Raw genomic sequence first — 19316 nt, 5'->3', positions numbered from 1 at the left:
GCGCAGCGGCTTGTCGGAGGTCGCGTAGAAATATACGGGCGCATTCCACACCGTGCCGTACGGCGTGCAGAATGCCGGCGCGACGGCCTGCCCGCTCATCGACTTGCCGTCGGCTCGCGAGCGCCAGCGTGACGTTGTTCGCGGTGACCGATTGATCCGGCGCCGACGATCATCCGGCACGCCGCCTGGCTTGCGGCCCTGCGCGGCACATCGATGCCGCGCGGCGTGACGTCGACTGGTCCCCCAGGCGACGTCATGCTGACTTTCACATGCGAACACCCGGCGACGATCGTTGCTGCCGCAACCGTCTCCTACACCGCCCTGTCTCCCGGTACGTCACATGCTTCCCAAGGGCTTACAGTGCCGCAACGACTGTTTATTCACTACAAGACGTTTCCCGAATTTTCAGTTTTCTTAACTAAACAATCCGGCGTTTAAGTGGCTTTGAGTACAAATTCCCGCCATTTGTTGCGTTGCAAGGGCGGCGCACAGGGGGTGTGCTTTGACGGGCGCCCGGCGAACCCGGGCGCCGCATGAATCGACGAAACCGAACGCGTCAATGCCGTGCGCGTCAGCGCGGCAACGTCCTCAACGACGACGGCCCACCCGTCAGCGCGATCCGCTTGCGCGTATCGTGCAGCTTGCCGCCTTCGACCGAATAGAGCGCCAGTTGCCGTTCGACGTTGAACTGCACGATCACGTGCCGGCTGTCGGCGGTGAACACGATGCCTTGCGCGGCTTCGCCGCCGGGCAACTCGCTCACCTTCACGGCCTGCCCGTCGCGGATCTCGAACAGCAGCACCTTGCCGATCTTGTGGCGGCCCGGGTTGTCGGCCGTCAGGTTCGAACCGTCCATCGCCTGCACGGCGATCCACTTCCCGTTCGGCGAGATCGCGACGCCTTCCGGCAGCGACGGCACCGTCAGATACTGGACCGTGCGGAACGGCATGCGCGACACGTCGATCAGCGCGACCGAATCGGCGTCGCCCGCCAGCGTGCCCGTATAGCCCGGCAGCCCCGCGAGCCCGACGTTGCTGACGACGGCCCAGCGGTTGTCGCTCGACACGTCGATCGTGTAAGGCGCGACGCCGGTGCTCAGGCGCGACCCGCTGTCGGTCACCTTGCCGTCTTCGACGTTCAGCACCGCGATGCCCTGCTCGTCGCGCAGCGACACGAGCGCATGCTTGCCGTCATGGGTGAAGCTGATCCCGGCCAGCCGCTTCTTGCCGATCTTCAGGTTGCCGTCAAGCGTCACGTTCGTGCCGTCAATGCGCAGGATCGACACGCTGCCGTCGACGTTCGCGACCAGCGCGAGCTTGCCCGAGCGATCGATCGCGATCCCTTGCGGATGCGTGCCGAGCTCGATGCGCGTGATCGACGGCGGCGCGGCGTCGAGATTCACGACCTGCAGGAACGTGTCGAACACGAGCTGCTTCGCGGCCGTGTCGTAGCGCGTCGGCGCGCCGACGAGCGCGAGCTTCGCGTCGGGCGTGATCGCGACGGCCTGCGGCGGCCCCTGGATGCCGTTCTCGACGTCGACCTGCAGCGCGACCTTCGGCGGGAACGTGCTGGCGTCGAGCAGCGTCAGCGTGTCGGCGGGCGGCGAAGCCAGATAGGTGTCGCGGCCCTCGACGCGCTGGTACTTGCCGTCGTTGCCGGACACGATCCAGTCGGCGGCGTGGGCGGCAACGGCCGTCGTGGCGAGGGTCAGCGCGGCGAGCAGGCGCGCGCTGCGCGGGCGGAAAGGATTCGAATGCATGTCGGTCGATTCTCCGGATCGGTTGCGGACACAATGGATGGCATCGACCCTGCTGCTCGACGGGTCGGTGCCATCGCATGATGCCCGAAAGCCGGCAAATCCGGCGCCTCGCACCCGGTCGGGTTCCGTCAATCCATCCGTCGCACGCCGGACGACGACCATTCGCCCACATCGTCGAGCGGATACACGGGCCGCGCAAGCCGCTCGTAACGGAACAGGCCGTAGTCCGAACCCGTCACGCCGCGGCTGTCGCATTCGACCAGCGCGGCCGCGATCGGCACGAACACCGGCCGGCAATACATCCGCGACTTCAGCAGCAGGAAACGCGCGCGGCGCGGATCGACGCCGACGCTCTCGAACACGCCGAGATCCCACGGCTCCTGCGTACGCTCGGTAATGACCAGCGTGGCCGCGCCGATGTCGAGCACGGCCGTGCGGCCCATGTACGCACGCTGGCCCGTGTAAGTGGGCCCCGTGATCACGTATTCGCCGTCGGTGAGCGCGCGCACGATGCCGGTCGCGCGGAACGGCGCACGCCGCACGCCGCCGTGCGACGGCAGGCGGTTGCCGACCGATACCGTGGCGGTCGCGCCGACACCCGCGTCGATCAGCGCCGCGACGGCCTGCGGGTCGCACAACGGCCCGCTGACGATGCCGTCCAGCCCGTGCGCAAGCGCGGCCTCGAGCAGGTCCATCGTGTCGCACGGCCCGCCCGACATGCAGTTGTCGCCGTGATCGAGCATCAGCACCGGGCGATCCGCACCGCGTGCGAGCGCTGCGGCCTGCGCCACCGAGTCGGCAAGCGGCGCGCTGCGATAGACGAAATCGTCGCGCTCGTCCCAGATCTGCCGCGCGATGCGCTCGGCCACCGCGTCGGCGGCGGCCCGATCGCCATCGGCCACCACGACCACGCTGATGCACGGCGCGGGAATGTCCGCGAGCGAGAAGCCGGGCAGCACCGAGACCGCGAGCATCCCGTCGGCCTCGGCCGCGCGCGCGGCCTCCACCGCGCGCCGCATCGCGCCTTCCGCGCTCGCGCTGCGCAGCGTCGACGTCATCAGCGGCGGCTGCCGCCACGCGAGCACCGGCCGCGCGCGGCCGTGCAGCCGGTCGAGCAGCACGCGCGCCGCATGCTCGCCGGTCTCAACCATATCGACATGCGGGTAAGTCTTGAAACTGACGATCACGTCCGCGTGATCGATCATCTTCTGCGTGACGTTCGCGTGCAGGTCGAGCGCGACCGCGATCGGCGCGTCGGGCAGTGCCGCACGCACCCGCGCGAGCAGGTCGCCCTCGCCATCCGCGCTCTGCTCGGCGACCATCGCGCCATGCAGGTCGAGCATCACCGCGTCGCAGCCCGGTGCGGCCGCAACGATCGCGTCGCAGATCGCCGTGTACGCGTCGGCCGCGACCAGCCCGCTCGGGTTCGCGGCCGCCGATACCGGCGTCACGATCTCGGCGCCTTCACGTTCGGCCGCGTCGAGGAACGCGGCCATCGCGGTGCGCATCCCCCGATTCGCGCGATACGCGTCGTCGCCCCAGTCGGGGCCGTTGCGGCCGAACGCGGCAAGCGGCGTCGGCACCGGCGAGAACGTGTTGGTCTCATGGTTCATCCGGGCGATCAGGATCTTCATCGCACGCGGCCCTCCGCGCACGCCGTCGCGCTGCGCCTGTCTTCGGTCGTCTCCATCATCTGCATCGTCGAATTCCTCCCGATCGATCCATCGGTCCATCGATGAAAAGGCGCGGCGGCGCCCATCAGGACGCCGCCGCCCGGCCAGCGCATCCGCGCGCCGCTCACGCGTACCCCGTCGTGCCCTTCGTCTCCAGATACTCGACGAGGCCGAACTCCGCATACTCGCGGCCGTTGCCCGAACGCTTGTAGCCGCCGAACGGCGCGGCCGGGTTCCATGGCGGGTAGTTGATGTGGACATTGCCCACCCGCAGCCGTGCCGCGATCCTGCGCGCGCGCTCGATATCCTTCGTCTGCACATAAGCCGCGAGCCCGTAGACCGAATCGTTCGCGAGCGCGACGGCCTCGTCCTCGGTGCGGTAGGTCATGATCGCCAACACCGGCCCGAAGATTTCCTCGCGCGCGATCGTCATGTCCGGCGTGACGTTCGAGAACACCGTCGGCCGCACGTAGAACCCGTCGCCGAGCCCGTCCGGCCGCCCCGGCCCGCCGGCGACGAGCGTCGCGCCTTCGTCGATCCCCAGCCGGATGAAGTGCTGGATGCGGTCGAACTGCGTGCGGCTGACCACCGGCCCGATGCCGGTTTCCGTCGAACGCGGATCGCCGACGACCGTGCGTTCCGCCTCCCGTCGCGCGGCCTGCTCGGCCAGCGCAAGGTGGTCGGCATGCACGAGCATGCGCGTCGGCGCATTGCACGACTGGCCGCTGTTGCTGAAGCAGCTGCGCGCGCCGCGCGTGACCGCCTCCTCGATATCGGCATCGGGCAGGATCAGGTTCGGGCTCTTGCTGCCGAGCTCCTGGTGCACGCGCTTCACGGTATCGGCGGCCGCCTTCGCGACCTCGACACCGGCGCGCGTCGAGCCCGTGAACGACACCATGTCGACATCCGGGTGCCGCGACAGCGCGTCGCCCACTTCATGCCCGTAGCCGTGCACGAGGTTGAACACACCGGCCGGCACGCCGGCTTCGTGCAGGATCTCCGCGAACAGGATCGCGCTGAACGGCGCGATCTCGCTCGGCTTGAGCACCATCGTGCAGCCGGCCGCGAGCGCCGGCGCGACCTTGCACACGATCTGGTTGATCGGCCAGTTCCACGGCGTGATCAGCGCGCACACGCCGATCGGCTCGTGCGACACCAGCAGCGAATCGGTCTGCGTGCTGAAGCGGAACGACTGCAGCGCACGGATCGTCTGCTCGAGGTGCGCGGTGCCGACCGCGGCCTGCGCCGCACGCGCAAATGCGATCGGCGCGCCCATTTCCTGGCTGATCGTCCGCGCGACTTCTTCGTAGCGGCGCTGGTAGATCTCGAGCACGCGCCGCAACAGCGCGACACGCTCGTCCACCGGCCAGCGCGAATACGTGTCGAAGGCCTGCTTCGCCGCGCCGACCGCGCGATCGACGTCGGCTGAGTCGCCGATCCTGAGCTGCGCATACGGCCGTGCAGTGGCTGGATCGATCACGTCGATCGATCGTGCATCGGCCGGATCGAGCCACTGGCCGTCGATATAGGACTGTTGTGACGTTCTCATCGAATGCTCCTGAAATGAAGGACGCCGCGCTCAGCGCGTCGCCCGCGCATAGGTGTCGACGAGGATGTCGCGGATCTTCGCGACGAACCAGACGATCTCGTCGCGCGACATCACGAGCGGCGGCGAGAACTGCACGATCGGCGTGCCTTCGTGATCGACGCCCGCGCGGCACAGCAGCCCTGCGTCGAAGATCGCGGGCGCGAGCAGCGTCGACACGAACGCCTGCGCGCTGATGCCGGCCGCCCAGCGGCGCGCGGCCTTGTCGGTCACGAGTTCGAGCGAGTAGTGGTAGCCGTCGCCGCGCACGTCGCCGACGCACGGCAGTTCGAGCAGGCCGTCGAGCGTCTGGCGGAATACCGCTTCGTTGCTGCGGACGCTCTCCAGCACGCCTTCGCGCGCCATGATCGCGAGGTTCGCGAGCGCGGCCGTGCATGCAACCGGGTGGCCGCCGTAGGTCGCGCCGTGCAGGAACATCTGCTGCGGGCCGTCGAGCACCGTGTCGACCACCGCGTCGCTCGCGATCACGCCGCCGAGCGGTACGTAGCCCGACGCGATGCCTTTCGCGAACGTGATGATGTCCGGCTTCAGCCCGTAGCGCGTGGAGCCGAAATATTCGCCGAGCCGGCCGAACCCGCAGATCACTTCGTCGGCGACGAGCAGCACGCCGTGCCGGTCGCAGATGTCGCGCAGCCCGGCCGCATAGCCGGCCGGCGGCGTCAGGCTGCCGCCCGCATTCTGCAGCGGCTCAACGACGATCGCGGCGACGGTATCCGGCCCTTCCTGCACGATCAGCGATTCGATCTCGTCGAGCAGGTGGCGCGTGAACTGCGCTTCCGTCTCGCCCACCGGTCGGCCGTAGCGCTTCGTATTGCTCACGTGCCGCACGCCCGACATCAGCGGCTCGAAATGCTTGCGGAAGTTCGTCATCCCGTTCAGCGCGAGCGCACCGAACGACGTGCCGTGATACGCGACGCGCCGCGCGATGAACTTGCGCCGCTGCGGCTCGCCGCGCGACTGGTGATACTGGCGCACCAGCTTGATCGCCGATTCGTTCGACTCCGAGCCGCTCGATGTGAAGAACACCCGGTTCAGCCCTTCCGGCGCGAGCGCCGCGAGCTTGTGCGCGAGCTTGATCGCCGGCTCGTGGCCGACACCCCAGTTGGTCGCGAACGGCAGCCGCACCATCTGCTCGCGGATCGCGTCGCCGATTTCCGCGCCGTGGCTGTACCCGACCTGCACGCAGTACAGCCCAGCCAGCCCGTCGAAGTAGCGCTTGCCGTTGCGGTCGACGAGCCAGCAGCCTTCGCCGCGGTCGAACACGGTGAGCGCGTGGTCGCGATACGCATCGGCGTGCGTGAAATGCATCAGCAGGTGGCGTTTGCCGAGGGCCTGCAGGTCCGCATCGAGATTGACGTCAACAGCGTTCATGGATGGTTCCTCCTTCAGGGTTTCAGAGCCGGCGGCCGGCGGCCGGCAGTCGGCCACCGGTCATTCAATTCATCGACAGCGTCGGCGCCGGGCGCGTAAAGCCGCGCGTGAGCCACACGAGCTGGCAGAGTCCGAGCACGAGCCAGCCGATGCCGACGTAGAACGTCTGGCGCGACAGGCCCGACCAGAGCCACACGTTCATCGCGAAGCCGATCGCCGGCATCACGCCGAACGTGATCCAGCACGCGAAGCGGCGATGCTCGGGCCGGCACAGATAGCTGCGCATCACGCACAGGTTCACGACCGCGAACGCGACGAGCGCACCGAAGCTGATCATCGTCGACGCGAGATCGAGCGTGATGAACAGCGCGGACAACGACACGATGCCGACCGCGAGCGTCGCGCGCACCGGCGTGCGCAACCGCGCATGCAGGTGGCCGAAGACGCGTTCGGGCAGCACCCGGTCGCGGCCCATCGCGAACAGCACGCGCGTCACGCTCGCTTGGCCCGCCATCGCGCTCGCGAAACAACCGGCCACGTACACCGCGACGAAGAACGCCGACAGCGTGCCGCCGCCGATGCGTCGCATCAGTTCGAGGCTGGCCGAATCGAGATCCTTGAAGGCGTGCCAGTCGGGAAACACCACCTGCCCGACGTAGGCGACCAGCATGAACAGCACGCCGCTCGCCAGCGTGCAGAGCAGGATCGCGCGCGGCACCGTGCGCTTCGGCTCGCGTGTTTCCTCCGACAGCGTGGTAACCGCATCGAAACCGAGGAATGACAGGCACAGGATCGCGGAGCCGGCGAAGATCGCCCGCGCATCGCCCGACGACGGCAGCGCGACGGCCATCGACAGCCCTTCGCCCGCCGCGACCCGCGCGGAAGCGATGAAGAAGATCACGATGAACACGAGCTGGCTCGCGATCAGGATCAGGTTCACGCGATTGACGAGCCGGATGCCGACGATGTTCAGCCCGGTGATCAGCACGATGCTCCCGACGATCCATACGCTCGCCGGCACACCCGGGAAAATCTGCTTCATGTAGATGCCGATCGCGAGGTAGCTGATCATCGGGATGAACAGGTAGTCCATCAGCAACGCCCAGCCGACCATGAAGCCGGCCGACGTGCCGAAGTTGCGGCTCGCGAACGTATAGGCGGAACCGGCGCTCGGCATCAGCCGCGCCATGTGGCCGTAGCTGCGTGCGGTGAACAGCATCGCGACCAGCGTGACCGCATACGCGGCGGTCAGGTGCCCGTTCGTCTCGCTCGTGACGATCCCGTAGGTCGTGAACACCGTCATCGGCAGCATGTACGCAAGGCCGAAAATCACCAGCGTCGCGAGCCCGAGCAGGTGCGGCTTGCGGCGTGGGTCCGCGTCGCCTCGCATCGCGTGCGCGCCGAAGTCATGCGTCGGGGCGGCTGATGCGTATCGACCTGGGCTGTCGTTGTCCATGCTGTCCTCACGTGGGTGGCGTTCACGGCTTCAACACTCGTTCGCCCGGCACGGCCGGCGGCGCACGACTGAGAGAAAGTGTGGTGCGCCAAAAAATCCGCCACGAATGAGAAAAGCGGACGTAATCGGGGGATATTTCCGGACACATCGCCGCGTGTCGCGCCGTCGAGCCATGCATGCTGCTGTGCGGCACTGGCGTTATGCGGACATTCCGGCTATGTTCTACGCGATCCCGTCACCCCGTCCGCACCATGAACAGCCGCGCCCATCCAGACCAGAGCCGGGCCGAGCGCAGCCTGCGCTCGTCGCTCGGCCTCGCGCGTCCGGCCGGACGCCAGGAGGACATTCCCGCCACGGTCCACGCGATCGCGGTCGCGCTGGACGAGTGCCGCGTGCGGCATATCGACGGCGCCGCGCTGCTCGAAGGCACGGGGCTCGGCGCGGACGAAGTCGCGTCGCCGAATCTGCACGTGAATCGCGGCCAGGAGCAGCGCTGCTTCCGCAACCTGCTGCAGCGCAGCGGCGTGCCGTCGATCGGGCTGTCGATCGGCGCACGGCTGCACGTGTCGACGCTCGGCCTCGCCGGCTACGCGATGCTGATCAGCGGGTCGGTGATGCAGGCATTCCGGTGCATGGCCCAGTTTCCGCTGTTCATGGGGCTGTATTTCGATGTGCGTATCGATGCGCACGCGGACGGCATGAGCGTGACGATCAGCCGTTACAACGGCGAACCCGATCTCGAGGTGTTCCAGGTAGACATGTGCCTGTCGAGCCTGCGCCTGATCGTGTCCGATCTCGTCGGCAAGCCCGTCTGGCCCGCGCAGGTACAGCTCGCGCGCCGCACGCCGCGCAATGCAGCCGACTACACGCGCCACTTCGGCTGCAAGGTCGCGTTCAATGCGGGCGACAACCGGCTCGTATTCACGTCGGTGAACGGCACCGAGATGCCGCTGCTCGCGAACGAAGTCAGCTTCAACGCGCTGCACGGCCAGTGCGAGGCGCTCGAACGGCAGTGGGCCGCATCGGTCGGCACGCGCTTCGCCGATCGCGCGAAGGAGCTGATGGCGCGCGACCTCGCGCGCTTCAAGTCGATGACGTCGCTCGCGGATGCACTGCACCTGACGGAGCGCACGCTGCGCCGGCGGCTCGACAAGGATGGCCTCACGTTTCAGATGCTGCTCGACGACGTGCGCCGCGACGAGGCGGTGCGGATGCTCGACGATCCCGAGCTGACGGTCGCGGCCATCGCGGAACGTCTCGGCTACAGCGAGCCGCGCAGTTTCCGTCATGCGTATCGACGCTGGACCGGCCGGACGCCGCGCGCCGATCCGGACGTCAGCGAATAAGCCGGACGCGCCAGGGCTGCGTGCGGATACGCGGTGGTGCGTGTCGGTAGGGCACGAAGCGAGGCCGCTCGCGAAACCCGCTTCAATTCCACGGCCTCGCCTATCGATTCGGAATTCGAATCATTTTCCGTGCACTGGATCCGCCCCCGCTTCATCGCTACCGCACGATCGTCGGCACGCAATCGCGATCGCCCCTCAAGGTAGACGCGATCATTCGATTGTTCTATACTCGCCCCAACTTCATCACAAAATGCATGATCTCGTGCGCAACGTGATGTCATTTCGCAATTCATTGCGCATGCATCCGTTTCGCCACGTCAAGGGGGCCTCCGGCTCCAGCGGCCGGCTTCACGCCAGCCGCATCGATGCCGTCTTCACGAGACGGTGCCCTGCTCGAACGCGCCTCGCCGTTACGGCGCCGCCGGGCTGAACATGACAATCAGACGAACGCAGCATTGCGTTCACTCGACCGCCAGTCGCACCTCGTTGCGGCCGGCATGACTGTTTCCGTCAGTTCAAATCGCGGCCATGCCGGGATCACGAACTTCCATCGCGGCGCCATCCGGCGTCTACGCGGCGTGCGCCTGCGCGTGTGCCGCACCGAGATTGAGGGGGTGTATCTTCATGACTCGACGCACTGTCCAGCTGGTGGGCAGCCTGATCGCCATCGTCGCCATCGCCTGGGCGCTCGCGCGCGGCATCGGCGCCGACACATTCAGCCAGCGCGCGGACGATCTCGCGTACTACGCGGGCCAGCACATGCTGCTGGTCGCCTATTCGATGGCGCTCGCGATCGCCGTCGGCGTACCGGCCGGCGTGCTGCTGAGCCGGCCGCGCTTCCAGCATCAGGCCGAGCGCTTCATGCAGGTCTTCAACATCGGCAACACGATCCCGTCGCTCGCCGTGCTCGCCATCGCGCTGGGCATCTTCGGCATCGGCAACGTGCCCGCGATCGTCGCGCTGTTTCTCGCGTCGCTGCTGCCCATCACGCGCAATGCCTACGAAGGCATGAAGAACGTGCCGGCCGCGCTGCGCGAAGCCGCCAAGGGCATCGGCATGACGGGCTGGCAATCGCTCGTGCGCGTGGAGTTGCCCAACGCGCTGCCGATCATCGTCGGCGGCGTGCGCACCGCGCTGGCGATCAACGTCGGCACGGCCCCGCTCGCGTACCTGATCGGCGCGGACAGTCTCGGCTCGCTGATTTTCCCCGGCATCTATCTCGACAACCAGCCGCTGCTGCTGCTCGGCGCGTCGCTCACCGCGATCCTCGCGCTGGTGCTGGATGGCATCGTTGCGGCCGGCAGCCGCCATTGGCTCGCCCGCCACGGAGGTGCCGCATGACGCTCCACCGCACCATTCGATCGCTCGCGCGCCTGTGCGCCGCCGCCGCGCTGTGCATGGCGGCGAGTGCACCGGCATGCGCGGCGAAGCTCGTGCTGGGCGCGAAGAACTTCACCGAGCAATACGTGCTGGCGGAACTCACCGCGCAATACCTGCGCGCGCGCGGCTACGACGTGGAAGTCCGTTCGGGTCTCGGCAGCACGCTCGTGCGCAGCGCGCTGGAGAACGGCCAGTTCGATCTCATGTGGGACTACACGGGCACCGCCGCGCTCGTCTACAACAAGATCAACGACAAGCTGTCGCCCGAGGAAATGTACCGGCGCGTCAAGGCGCTCGACGTGCCGCGCGGGCTCGTCTGGCTCGACGCATCGCCGCTCAACGACACCTACGCGATCGGCCTGCCCAGCCCGCTTGCGCAGGCCACCGGCATCCGGACCGTCTCGCAGCTCGCCGAGCACCTGAAAACCGACCCGGCCGCGAAGCACTACGTGTTCGGGATGGACGCGGAATTCGCGAATCGCCCCGACGGGCTGAAGCCGCTGCTCGCCGCCTACGGCATGCAGTTCAGCCGCGCGCAGCTGAAGCAGATGGACCCGGGGCTCGTCTACACGGCGCTGCACAACAACCAGTTGAAGATCGGCCTCGTGTACACGACCGACGGGCGCGTGAAGGGCTTCGGCATCGTGCCGCTCGAGGACGACAAGCACTTCTTCCCGCCGTACAACGCGACGCCCGTGGTGCGCAAGGACACGCTCGATCGCAACCCGAAGCTCGCGACGCAGCTCAACGCGCTGTCGGCCGCGCTCGACAACGACGTGATGCAGGCGATGGCCAAGGAGGTCGACCTCGACGGCAAGTCGCCACGCGACGTCGCCGACGCGTTCCTGCGCACGCACAAGCTGCCTTGAAGGAGAACCGATGAGCGTATTCGACTATCTCGCGTCGAGCTGGCCCGAACTGCTGCAACTCACGTTGCAGCACATCTGGCTGGTCGGCATCGCCGTAGGCTGCGCGATCGTGGCCGGCGTGCCGCTCGGCGTCCTCATCAATCGCCACGACTGGCTTGCCGGGCCGCTGCTCGGCGTCGCGACCATCGTGCTCACGCTGCCGTCCATCGCGCTGTTCGGCCTGATGATCCCGTTCTTCTCGCGCTTCGGCCAAGGGATCGGCGCCGCCCCCGCGATCACCGCCGTGTTCCTGTACTCGCTGCTGCCGATCATGCGCAACACCTACCTCGCGCTGCACAACGTGGATGCGGGCATCAAGGAAGCCGGCACCGGCATCGGCATGACGTCGTGGCAGCGCCTGCGGCTCGTCGACCTGCCGCTCGCGGTGCCCGTGATTCTCGCGGGTGTGCGCACCGCCGTCGTGATGAACATCGGCGTGATGACGATCGCCGCCGTGGTCGGCGCGGGCGGGCTCGGCACGCTGATCCTGCGTGCCATCGGCCAGAGCAGCATGATGAAACTGCTGGTGGGCGCGGTGCTCGTGAGCCTGCTCGCGATCGTCGCCGACCGGCTCCTGCAGAGGCTGCAGCGAGCATTGACACCGAAGGGAGTGCAGAAGACATGATCGAACTCGACAAACTGACCAAGACCTTCACGCGGAAAGACGGCCAGGCCGTGCGCGCGGTCGACGCCGTGAGCCTCTCGGTGGCCGAGGGGGAGATCTGCGTATTCCTCGGCCCGTCGGGCTGCGGCAAGACCACCACGCTGAAGATGATCAACCGGCTGATCGCCCCCACGTCCGGCCGCGTGCTGATCAACGGCGAGGATACGGCGCAGCTCGACGAGGTCGACCTGCGGCGCCACATCGGCTACGTGATCCAGCAGATCGGGTTGTTCCCGAACATGACGATCGAGGAAAACATCACCGTCGTGCCGCGTCTGCTCGGCTGGGACAAGAAGCGCTGCGCCGAGCGCGCACGCGACCTGATGGCGATGGTCGCACTCGATCCGAAGCTGTACCTGAAACGCTATCCGCGCGAACTGTCGGGCGGGCAGCAGCAGCGTATCGGCGTGATTCGCGCGCTGGCCGCCGATCCGCCCGTGCTGTTGATGGACGAGCCGTTCGGCGCGGTCGATCCGATCAATCGCGAATCGATCCAGAACGAGTTTTTCCAGATGCAGCGGCAACTGAACAAGACCGTGATCATGGTGAGCCACGACATCGACGAAGCGATCAAGCTGGGCGATCGCATCGCCGTGTTCCGGCGCGGCCAGCTCGTGCAATACGATCACCCCGACACACTGCTCGCCCGCCCGCGCGACGAATTCGTCGCGCAGTTCGTGGGCCAGGACAGCACGCTCAAGCGCCTGCTGCTCGTGAAGGCCGGCGACGCCGCCACGCAACCCGAAACGGCACGAGTCGATACGCCGCTCGCGCACGCGCTCGCCGTGATGGACGAAACCGACTGCCGCTACCTGACCGTGCTCGACGACGCGGGCCGCGCGCTCGGCTATGTGACGCGCCGCGCGGCGCGCACCGACGGCGGCGTGTGCGGCGAGCGCGTGACGCCCTTCCCGGCCGGTGTCGCGGCGGACGACAACCTGCGCATCGTGCTGTCGAAGATGTACCAGTACAGCGCGTCGTGGATGCCGGTGCTCGATCCCGACGGCGCCTGGCTCGGCGAGATCACGCAGGACTCGATCGCCGCGTACCTCAGCTCGGGCCGCTCACGCCGGCAGACGGGCCAGCCACCGGGCAGCCCGGCCGATGCGGTCGCGGCAACCGCCACGCACTGACTGTTCTCCGGGCCGGCGCGCCATCGCACCGGCCCGGGGAAGCGATTCGATGACGTGCGCGGTGGCGAAAACGTGCGGCTACGTCCGGCGATAAAACACCGGTTGACCCGCCTTCATCCGAACCTCGTCAAACCGGAACCGGCGAGCGGACGCCATTGCCGTCATCCGTGTTTCCCGCATACATAATCCATGACCAGCGTCTGAATGGAGTCACGTTCGACGTAGCGGTAATCATCCGAATCTTCGCGAGATACGTAGACCTGGCCCGGCTGCGTTCCGACCATGCTGGTCTTGCCCATCGCCCAGGTTTTGTTGTCGCAGCCGAACGACCAATCGGAAACGAGGCTCTTCACCGGAAACGGCGCCGAGTAACGGCGAGGCTCGGCATAGACGATCTTGACCGTCACCCACGAATTGAGCGGATGACGCTCGACGGAGGCGGGATCCACATAGAGCGCGATAGCCGGGCCCGGGCCCAGCGTGATCCAGTTCTCGGCCCACGCACCGCTTGCGACGAGCGCAAGCCATGCCCCCGCAATCCAGCGTCTTTTCATTTTCATTCCTCGAATCCGGCCCGGTGAATTCCGGCGGCCTGATTCTACTTTCTCCGGTTGCGTGACGTGCGCGATTCAAACCGGATCGTTCACCGGCTTCGGCTCATTTCTTCCAATCGACATCCGGTCATGCCTGTCGAGCGCGTATAAAAAATCAGCGCGCCGAATGATTCGCGAATTGGATGAAATCGACTCGCGTAAAATGCCGGCAACAATCAAGCATCAAGCCGAGCGGGCCGCCCTTCCATTCCACTCGCACCGGCGCAACGCGAACAAGACAACACGGACACGACCCGTGGCATCCGCAAACGGCGCCGCCCCGACCCGGCACGCGCCATCGCGACGATCGCCCGCCGACGAAGCCTCCATGAGCAAACCGATCCTGTACCTCCTCGCCGGCAACGGCAGCGCGGCCGACTGGTGGGACGATGCACTGCCCCACTTCCGGCATTACCGTCCCGTGCCGCTGGAACTGCCGGGCTTCGGCGACAACCCCGCGCCGCCCTGCGAAGATCTCGCCGCGTATGCGCAAGCGCTGCTGGACATGACCGAACCGGGCCACGCGATCATGGCGGTCGGCGTGAATGCGCTGCTGGTGCTGCACGCATTGCAGCGACGCCCCGGCCACTTCAGCCGCAGCGTGCTGCTCGCGCCCGTCGGTGCGTTTCTGTGGGAACGGCGCCTGCCGAAACTGATGGCGCCGAAGCCGCTGCGCAAGACCATCCACTGGCTGCTCGCGCATTACCCGACGCTGTTCGCCCGCAAGTTCTCGAACCGGACCTGGACGCCCGCACAGTACCGCCGCATGGGCGCCGGCTATGCGCGCTGCCGGGCGTTCCTGCCGCACTGGGATCTCGTGCGCGCCGATACCGCGCTGCCGCTGCTCGAGTGGGTCACCGATCGCATCGAACTCGTGTGGGGCGACCAGGACAACGTGCTCGGGGTGCGCCAGGCCGCCGCGTGGTCGGCCATCCTCGCGCGCGCCGACCTCACCGTCACGCTGCAGGCCGGCTGGGGACACTATCCGTGGATCGACGCGCCGGCGGCATTCGTGCACTGGCTCGAAGCAGGCGATGCCGGCTTCGTCGCGCATACCAAGGGCGGGCGCCTGGCGCTGGCGACGATGGCCGGCCTGCCCGTGCCGCCCGCGCTGTCGCTGACCCGCGCCGACGATCCGCGCCTGCCCGGATTTCTCGCGAGCCAGCCCGACGCCGAGTGGGCGATCCGCTCGTCGAGCCACGGTGAAGACCAGGCCGATGCGGCCAACGCCGGCCTGCATACGACGTTCCTGCGCGTACCGGCAGCGCAAGCAGCCGCGCGCGTGGCCGAGCTGCTCGACGGCGGCCTCGAGGAAGCGGTCGTGCAGCGGTTCATCACGCCCGTGCTGTCCGGCATCGCGTTCGTGCGTCATCTCGCGGTTGAAGTCGAGTGGGTGGAAGGCCACCTCGAAACACTCGCCGACGGTCAGGCCAGCCCGCAACGCGCGATCCTGTCGCGGCTCGGCGAGCCCTGGCAGCGCGGTACGTTCCCGACCGCGCAAAACTTGAGCGCGACGCAGCTGTGGGCCTTCCTGCAACGCGTGCTGCGCGCGTTCCATTACGTGCCGGGCGACGTCGAATGGGCGTGGGACGGCCGGCAGCTGTGGCTGCTGCAGTACCGTCCGATCAGCAGCTACGGATGGCATCGACACCTGACCGCCGCGAACATCGCCGAGATCCTGCCGCCCCAGCCGAGCCGGCTGGTCGAGTATGCGCAACGACGCGCGGCCGGCAGCATCCCGGCGATCATGGCGCGCTGGGATGCTCGCGTACTGCAGGACAACGAACCATTCACCGCACTCTATGGCGGCGCGTCGTACATCAACAACGACCTGTTCCTCGCCCGTCTCGCCGACTGGGGCGTGTCAGCCGGCAACTACAGCGGCGAGATCGGCGGCGCGACGCCGCCGCTGCGCTGGCGCCCGCTGCGGCTGCTGCGTTCGCTGCCGGTGTTCTGGCGCATGCTGCGCGTCGCGCGCGGACACCTGCCGACGCTCGAGCGCGGCTTGCAGCGCTTCGACCAGGAACTCGCGACGCTCGTCGAGCAACACGCCGACGGCCGGCAGCTGGCCGACTGGTTCACGCGCTTCTACGTGTTCGTCGTGCAGGGCAACCTGTGCATCGCGTCATCGCTGGCCAGCAGCGGCGGCGCACTGTGGGGCCGTCCGCCGACCGCATACGGCCAGCTCGACGACAGCCCGCATCGCCTGCCGTGGGAAACCGATCCGGGCACCGCTCGGCCCGCGCCCACCCGCCTGCCGCTGCAGGCGTTTCCCGACTGGCCGCTGCCGGTCCGCGTGCTCCACGCGCTCGGCGCGCCCGGCATGCGCGGCTGGTATCTGCAGGTGCGCGAGTGGTACCGCGACAACCTGATGCGCGTGTTCTTCCGCCTGCATCATGCAATCCCGGCCGCCGATCGCGACGCGTGGTTCGCACCCCATCCCGATCGCCGCGAACGCAACGGCAGCTTCTGGCAGGACGGCAGCGAAGGCACCGACGAGGCGGCCGGCTTCATGATCTATCCGGGCCACACGCAAGGGGTGCTCGGCCACGACATCCTGCTGGAAGACACGCTCGATCCGGGCCGGCACGCGCAGTACCAGGCCGCGCGCGCCGTGATCGCGCGCATGGGCGGCCGGCTGTCGCACGGCGCGACGCTGCTGCGCGAGCTGCGCAAACCGTCGGCCGTGCTGCCGCGCGTCGATGCGGCGTGGGTCGGGCGCGAGGTGCAGCTCAGCGATGGCCAGCTGACGCTGGTCGAATGAACGCGAAGCGGTTGCCATACGCCTGAGCCTGAACTGCTGGTCAGCGTACCGGCGTGCGGACTACCCCGTCGACCTTCAACGTGCGCCGGTCGTGCGCGGCTTCGTATTCGACCGTCTGCGCGGGCGTGACGGCGCCGTACGAACGGCCGTTCACATAGACGGTGCCGTCCCGCAGCTCGACCCGGTCGCCATTGACCGTCGCGGTGGCTCGTTCGCCCTGCAACACCGCACCCGAACAACCGGCGGTCGAAAAGCTGCGGACCGACGTGCCCGGCATCGCGGCGATCCGGCCCTGGTCCGCCGCATGCGCCGCGCTGCAAGGCGGCGCATCCATGCTGCCGGCAGCGTGGGCCGCGCCAGCGCTGATGCCGCATCCGGCAAGCAATGCAATCGTCATCGGCTTCAGATGGTTCATGGTGCGCTCCGTTGTCCGCCACCGCGGATCGATGACCGGCCGACGCCCGTGCTCGCATCACAGGCAGGCCGGATGCACCCAGTATGCGTCCGGTTCGCGGCACGCCGCCATCCGCGCCAGTCCCACTCATCGTCGCCCTGGTCCACGCCGACACCGGCCTCCGGAAACCCCTCCGGCGGCATAACCCGTCCCCATGAAAAGCCACCTTGATCAAGTTGCGACCCGCAACTATTATTGATTGCGATCCGCAACCTTTCCGGGCCGACCATGGACCTCATCGACGCTCCCGCCAAGCCTCGCGAAGCCACGATCCTCGAGCTGCGCGACTTTTCCCGCAAACTGGTTCGCGAGCTCGGCTTCATGCGCGCGACGCTGGCCGACAGCGACTGGGCGCCTTCGGCCGTTCACGCGATCCTCGAGATCGGGATGGCGCCCGGCATCAACGCCCGCGACCTGGGCAACATCCTGCGGCTGGACAAATCGAACACGAGCCGGCAACTCGCGCGGCTCGAGGCGGCCGGTGTCGTCGAGCGGCGCGTGTCGAGCGACGATGCGCGCACGATCGAGCTGTACCTGACCGCCGACGGAAAAAAGCTCCAGAAGAGAATCGACACGTTCGCGACGGACCAGGTATCGAATGCGCTGCGCCGCATGGTGCCCGCCGACCAGCAGGCGCTGCTGCGCTCGCTCGCGCTGTATGCCGATGCGCTCGCGCAGGACAACGCCGCGAAGGCGCCCGTCGCGGCACTCGACGCGCCGGCGATCCGCGAAGGTTACCAACCGGGCTGCATCGGCGATATCGCGAGCCTTCACGCGCGTTTTTATTCGGAACACTGGGGCTTCGGCGCCTTTTTCGAAAAGCGGGTGGCGACCGAACTGGCCGAGTTCGCCGGTACGCTGCCGGCCGACGGCAAGGCGCTTTGGCTATGCCAGGAAGACGGACGGACGCTCGCTTCACTCGCGATCGACGGCGACCCGGCAACGGGCATCGCACACCTGCGCTGGTTCATCGTGAACGATGCGCTGCGCGGGTCGGGCATCGGGCGCCGGCTCATGACGGAAGCCATGCGCTTCGTCGACGCGCAGCGGTTTCGCGAAACCTATCTGTGGACGTTCAAGGGGCTGGACTCGGCGCGCCATCTGTACGAGTCGTTCGGTTTTGCGTTGACCAGCGAATCCGCGGGCACGCATTGGGGAACCGAGGTGGTCGAGCAGCGCTTCAGCCGGTCGGGGCCGTCGGGCGGTTGAGGGGTGACGGGACATCGCTGTCTCCGCTGCGAATGCCCTTATAGTCTGTCGACGCAACCTTCCCGCCTCGACAACCACGATGCCCTGCATGTTCGAACGTCTCGCCGCCCTCGCGCTCTGCGCGGCCGCCATCGTGCCGGCCGCCGTTGCCACGCGAGCCAATGTCGCCGCCAATATCGATCCGATCGACCGAACAATGACGCTGTGCCTGGACGACCCCACGCACGCGTCGACGGCCGGCCAGAACGAATGCATCGACGACGCGGAGCGTGCGTGGGACGCGCGCCTCAACACCAGCTACCGCGCGCTGCAGGCGTCGTTGCCGGCTGCCGGCCGCCCGGCGCTGCTGCATGCGCAACGCGCATGGCTCGCACGCCGCGACGCCGACCTGAAGCTGATCGGCGCCGTCTACGCTACGACGCGCGGCACGATGTACGCAACGATGAATGCGAACGACGTAATGCGCGTGACGCGACAACGCGCGCTGACGCTGCAGCGCTTTGAATCTGATCTCGCGACACACAACTTCGATCTGGCCGGTCGCCTGCCGCCGCAGGCCGATGCGAAACCCGAACGCGTCGCAACCGTCCCGCAACGCGGTGCGCATTTCGAGCGAGAGCACTGCGTAGCGCTCACGGGTCTCGATGCGCTCGGCCGCTGCGCGGCGCAGGCCACGCCACTGTACCGCCAGGATATCGACGACATGACCCGTGTGATCGAGCATCGCCTGCCGCACGCGTCGCGCGAGGCCATGCGGATGTCGGCGCGGAAATGGCAGGCGTTCGTCGCCGCGCAGCCGCCGCTGATCGGCGCGCTTTACCCGGCGACCGACCCGGCCCGCGTGCCGCCGCAGGTCGCGATCGAACTACGCGACGAAGCCGCCGCGCGCCTTCAACAACTCGTGTACGCCGCGGACAAGATCGACGCCGATTGACACGGCCGTACTATGCCGCCGCGCATGAAGCGCGACGCGTAGGCAACGCATCACTTGGTACGCTGC

Annotated in this window: 15 protein-coding genes; 8 read left to right on the top strand and 7 right to left on the bottom strand. The window is 67.7% G+C overall.

Annotation, left to right across the window (positions count from 1 at the left end; all coding sequences use genetic code 11):
* Nucleotides 1–571: 571 nt before the first annotated feature.
* The 5 genes from CFB82_RS34410 to CFB82_RS34390 all read right to left on the bottom strand — a co-directional run bounded on the left by CFB82_RS34410 (nt 572) and on the right by CFB82_RS34390 (nt 7865).
* Nucleotides 572–1759, bottom strand: a complete 1188-nt coding sequence (locus CFB82_RS34410) for a YncE family protein (protein WP_089486870.1) — start codon at nt 1757–1759, stop codon at nt 572–574.
* Between the two features lie 128 nt (nt 1760–1887).
* Complete coding sequence (locus tag CFB82_RS34405) at nt 1888–3393, bottom strand: M81 family metallopeptidase (protein ID WP_089486869.1); 1506 nt, start codon at nt 3391–3393, stop codon at nt 1888–1890.
* Between the two features lie 163 nt (nt 3394–3556).
* Nucleotides 3557–4981, bottom strand: coding sequence for an aldehyde dehydrogenase family protein (locus CFB82_RS34400; protein ID WP_089486868.1), 1425 nt, complete (start codon nt 4979–4981; stop codon nt 3557–3559).
* A gap of 30 nt (nt 4982–5011) precedes the next feature.
* Nucleotides 5012–6409, bottom strand: a complete 1398-nt coding sequence (locus tag CFB82_RS34395) for an aspartate aminotransferase family protein (protein ID WP_089486867.1) — start codon at nt 6407–6409, stop codon at nt 5012–5014.
* A gap of 64 nt (nt 6410–6473) precedes the next feature.
* Nucleotides 6474–7865: an APC family permease gene (locus CFB82_RS34390; protein ID WP_089486866.1), complete on the bottom strand. Its 1392-nt coding sequence runs from the start codon at nt 7863–7865 to the stop codon at nt 6474–6476.
* A 251-nt stretch (nt 7866–8116) separates the two neighbouring features.
* On the opposite strand from CFB82_RS34390, the gene CFB82_RS34385 reads away from it, so the two are divergent.
* The 5 genes from CFB82_RS34385 (at nt 8117) to CFB82_RS34355 (ending at nt 13296) form a co-directional block, all read left to right on the top strand.
* Nucleotides 8117–9211 (top strand): AraC family transcriptional regulator, encoded by a 1095-nt coding sequence (locus CFB82_RS34385; RefSeq protein ID WP_089486865.1) that lies wholly within the window; start codon nt 8117–8119, stop codon nt 9209–9211.
* A gap of 624 nt (nt 9212–9835) precedes the next feature.
* Nucleotides 9836–10552, top strand: a complete 717-nt coding sequence (locus CFB82_RS34370; RefSeq protein ID WP_089486864.1) for an ABC transporter permease — start codon at nt 9836–9838, stop codon at nt 10550–10552.
* Nucleotides 10549–11460, top strand: a complete 912-nt coding sequence (locus CFB82_RS34365) for a glycine betaine ABC transporter substrate-binding protein (RefSeq protein WP_089486863.1) — start codon at nt 10549–10551, stop codon at nt 11458–11460. Before CFB82_RS34370 ends, CFB82_RS34365 begins: the two co-directional genes overlap by 4 nt.
* 10 nt (nt 11461–11470) lie before the next feature.
* Complete coding sequence (locus CFB82_RS34360; RefSeq protein WP_089486862.1) at nt 11471–12124, top strand: ABC transporter permease; 654 nt, start codon at nt 11471–11473, stop codon at nt 12122–12124.
* On the top strand, nt 12121–13296 hold the full coding sequence (locus CFB82_RS34355) for an ABC transporter ATP-binding protein (RefSeq protein WP_069249814.1): 1176 nt from the start codon (nt 12121–12123) through the stop codon (nt 13294–13296). The genes CFB82_RS34360 and CFB82_RS34355 overlap by 4 nt, the downstream gene beginning before the upstream one ends.
* Nucleotides 13297–13457: 161 nt before the next feature.
* Here CFB82_RS34355 and CFB82_RS34350 read toward each other — a convergent pair whose 3' ends face one another.
* Nucleotides 13458–13856, bottom strand: coding sequence for a surface-adhesin E family protein (locus tag CFB82_RS34350; protein ID WP_143751009.1), 399 nt, complete (start codon nt 13854–13856; stop codon nt 13458–13460).
* 361 nt (nt 13857–14217) lie between these two features.
* Here CFB82_RS34350 and CFB82_RS34345 point away from each other — a divergent pair, with 361 nt between their 5' ends.
* The gene (locus CFB82_RS34345) at nt 14218–16653 is read left to right on the top strand and encodes a PEP-utilizing enzyme (RefSeq protein ID WP_179255490.1); all 2436 of its coding nucleotides are present in this window, start codon (nt 14218–14220) and stop codon (nt 16651–16653) included.
* Between the two features lie 40 nt (nt 16654–16693).
* Here the strand turns inward: CFB82_RS34345 and CFB82_RS34340 are convergent, their stop codons facing one another.
* Nucleotides 16694–17068 carry a sugar ABC transporter ATPase gene (locus CFB82_RS34340; RefSeq protein WP_089448922.1) on the bottom strand — a complete coding sequence of 125 codons (375 nt, stop codon included), beginning with the start codon at nt 17066–17068 and terminating at the stop codon, nt 16694–16696.
* A gap of 267 nt (nt 17069–17335) precedes the next feature.
* On the opposite strand from CFB82_RS34340, the gene CFB82_RS34335 reads away from it, so the two are divergent.
* Nucleotides 17336–18316 carry a bifunctional helix-turn-helix transcriptional regulator/GNAT family N-acetyltransferase gene (locus CFB82_RS34335; protein WP_089486860.1) on the top strand — a complete coding sequence of 327 codons (981 nt, stop codon included), beginning with the start codon at nt 17336–17338 and terminating at the stop codon, nt 18314–18316.
* An 88-nt stretch (nt 18317–18404) separates the two neighbouring features.
* Nucleotides 18405–19250 (top strand): lysozyme inhibitor LprI family protein, encoded by an 846-nt coding sequence (locus CFB82_RS34330; protein WP_179255489.1) that lies wholly within the window; start codon nt 18405–18407, stop codon nt 19248–19250.
* Nucleotides 19251–19316: the final 66 nt, after the last annotated feature.

Origin of the sequence: Burkholderia sp. HI2714, assembly GCF_002223085.1 — a bacterium.
GTDB lineage: Bacteria > Pseudomonadota > Gammaproteobacteria > Burkholderiales > Burkholderiaceae > Burkholderia > Burkholderia lata_D.
The sequence above is the reverse complement of the archived record's forward strand: the minus strand, read 5'-3'. Positions and strand labels throughout refer to the sequence as shown.

Bases quoted from the DNA above. Each gene is read 5' to 3' on its own strand.
- CFB82_RS34330 (WP_179255489.1), top strand. From the start codon at position 18,405: ATGTTCGAACGTCTCGCCGCCCTCGCGCTCTGCGCGGCCGCCATCGTG.
- CFB82_RS34385 (WP_089486865.1), top strand. From the start codon at position 8,117: ATGAACAGCCGCGCCCATCCAGACCAGAGCCGGGCCGAGCGCAGCCTG.
- CFB82_RS34405 (WP_089486869.1), bottom strand. From the start codon at position 3,393: ATGAAGATCCTGATCGCCCGGATGAACCATGAGACCAACACGTTCTCG.
- CFB82_RS34350 (WP_143751009.1), bottom strand. From the start codon at position 13,856: ATGAAAATGAAAAGACGCTGGATTGCGGGGGCATGGCTTGCGCTCGTC.
- CFB82_RS34410 (WP_089486870.1), bottom strand. From the start codon at position 1,759: ATGCATTCGAATCCTTTCCGCCCGCGCAGCGCGCGCCTGCTCGCCGCG.
- CFB82_RS34345 (WP_179255490.1), top strand. From the start codon at position 14,218: ATGAGCAAACCGATCCTGTACCTCCTCGCCGGCAACGGCAGCGCGGCC.
- CFB82_RS34340 (WP_089448922.1), bottom strand. From the start codon at position 17,068: ATGAACCATCTGAAGCCGATGACGATTGCATTGCTTGCCGGATGCGGC.
- CFB82_RS34395 (WP_089486867.1), bottom strand. From the start codon at position 6,409: ATGAACGCTGTTGACGTCAATCTCGATGCGGACCTGCAGGCCCTCGGC.
- CFB82_RS34390 (WP_089486866.1), bottom strand. From the start codon at position 7,865: ATGGACAACGACAGCCCAGGTCGATACGCATCAGCCGCCCCGACGCAT.
- CFB82_RS34360 (WP_089486862.1), top strand. From the start codon at position 11,471: ATGAGCGTATTCGACTATCTCGCGTCGAGCTGGCCCGAACTGCTGCAA.
- CFB82_RS34355 (WP_069249814.1), top strand. From the start codon at position 12,121: ATGATCGAACTCGACAAACTGACCAAGACCTTCACGCGGAAAGACGGC.
- CFB82_RS34335 (WP_089486860.1), top strand. From the start codon at position 17,336: ATGGACCTCATCGACGCTCCCGCCAAGCCTCGCGAAGCCACGATCCTC.
- CFB82_RS34365 (WP_089486863.1), top strand. From the start codon at position 10,549: ATGACGCTCCACCGCACCATTCGATCGCTCGCGCGCCTGTGCGCCGCC.
- CFB82_RS34400 (WP_089486868.1), bottom strand. From the start codon at position 4,981: ATGAGAACGTCACAACAGTCCTATATCGACGGCCAGTGGCTCGATCCG.
- CFB82_RS34370 (WP_089486864.1), top strand. From the start codon at position 9,836: ATGACTCGACGCACTGTCCAGCTGGTGGGCAGCCTGATCGCCATCGTC.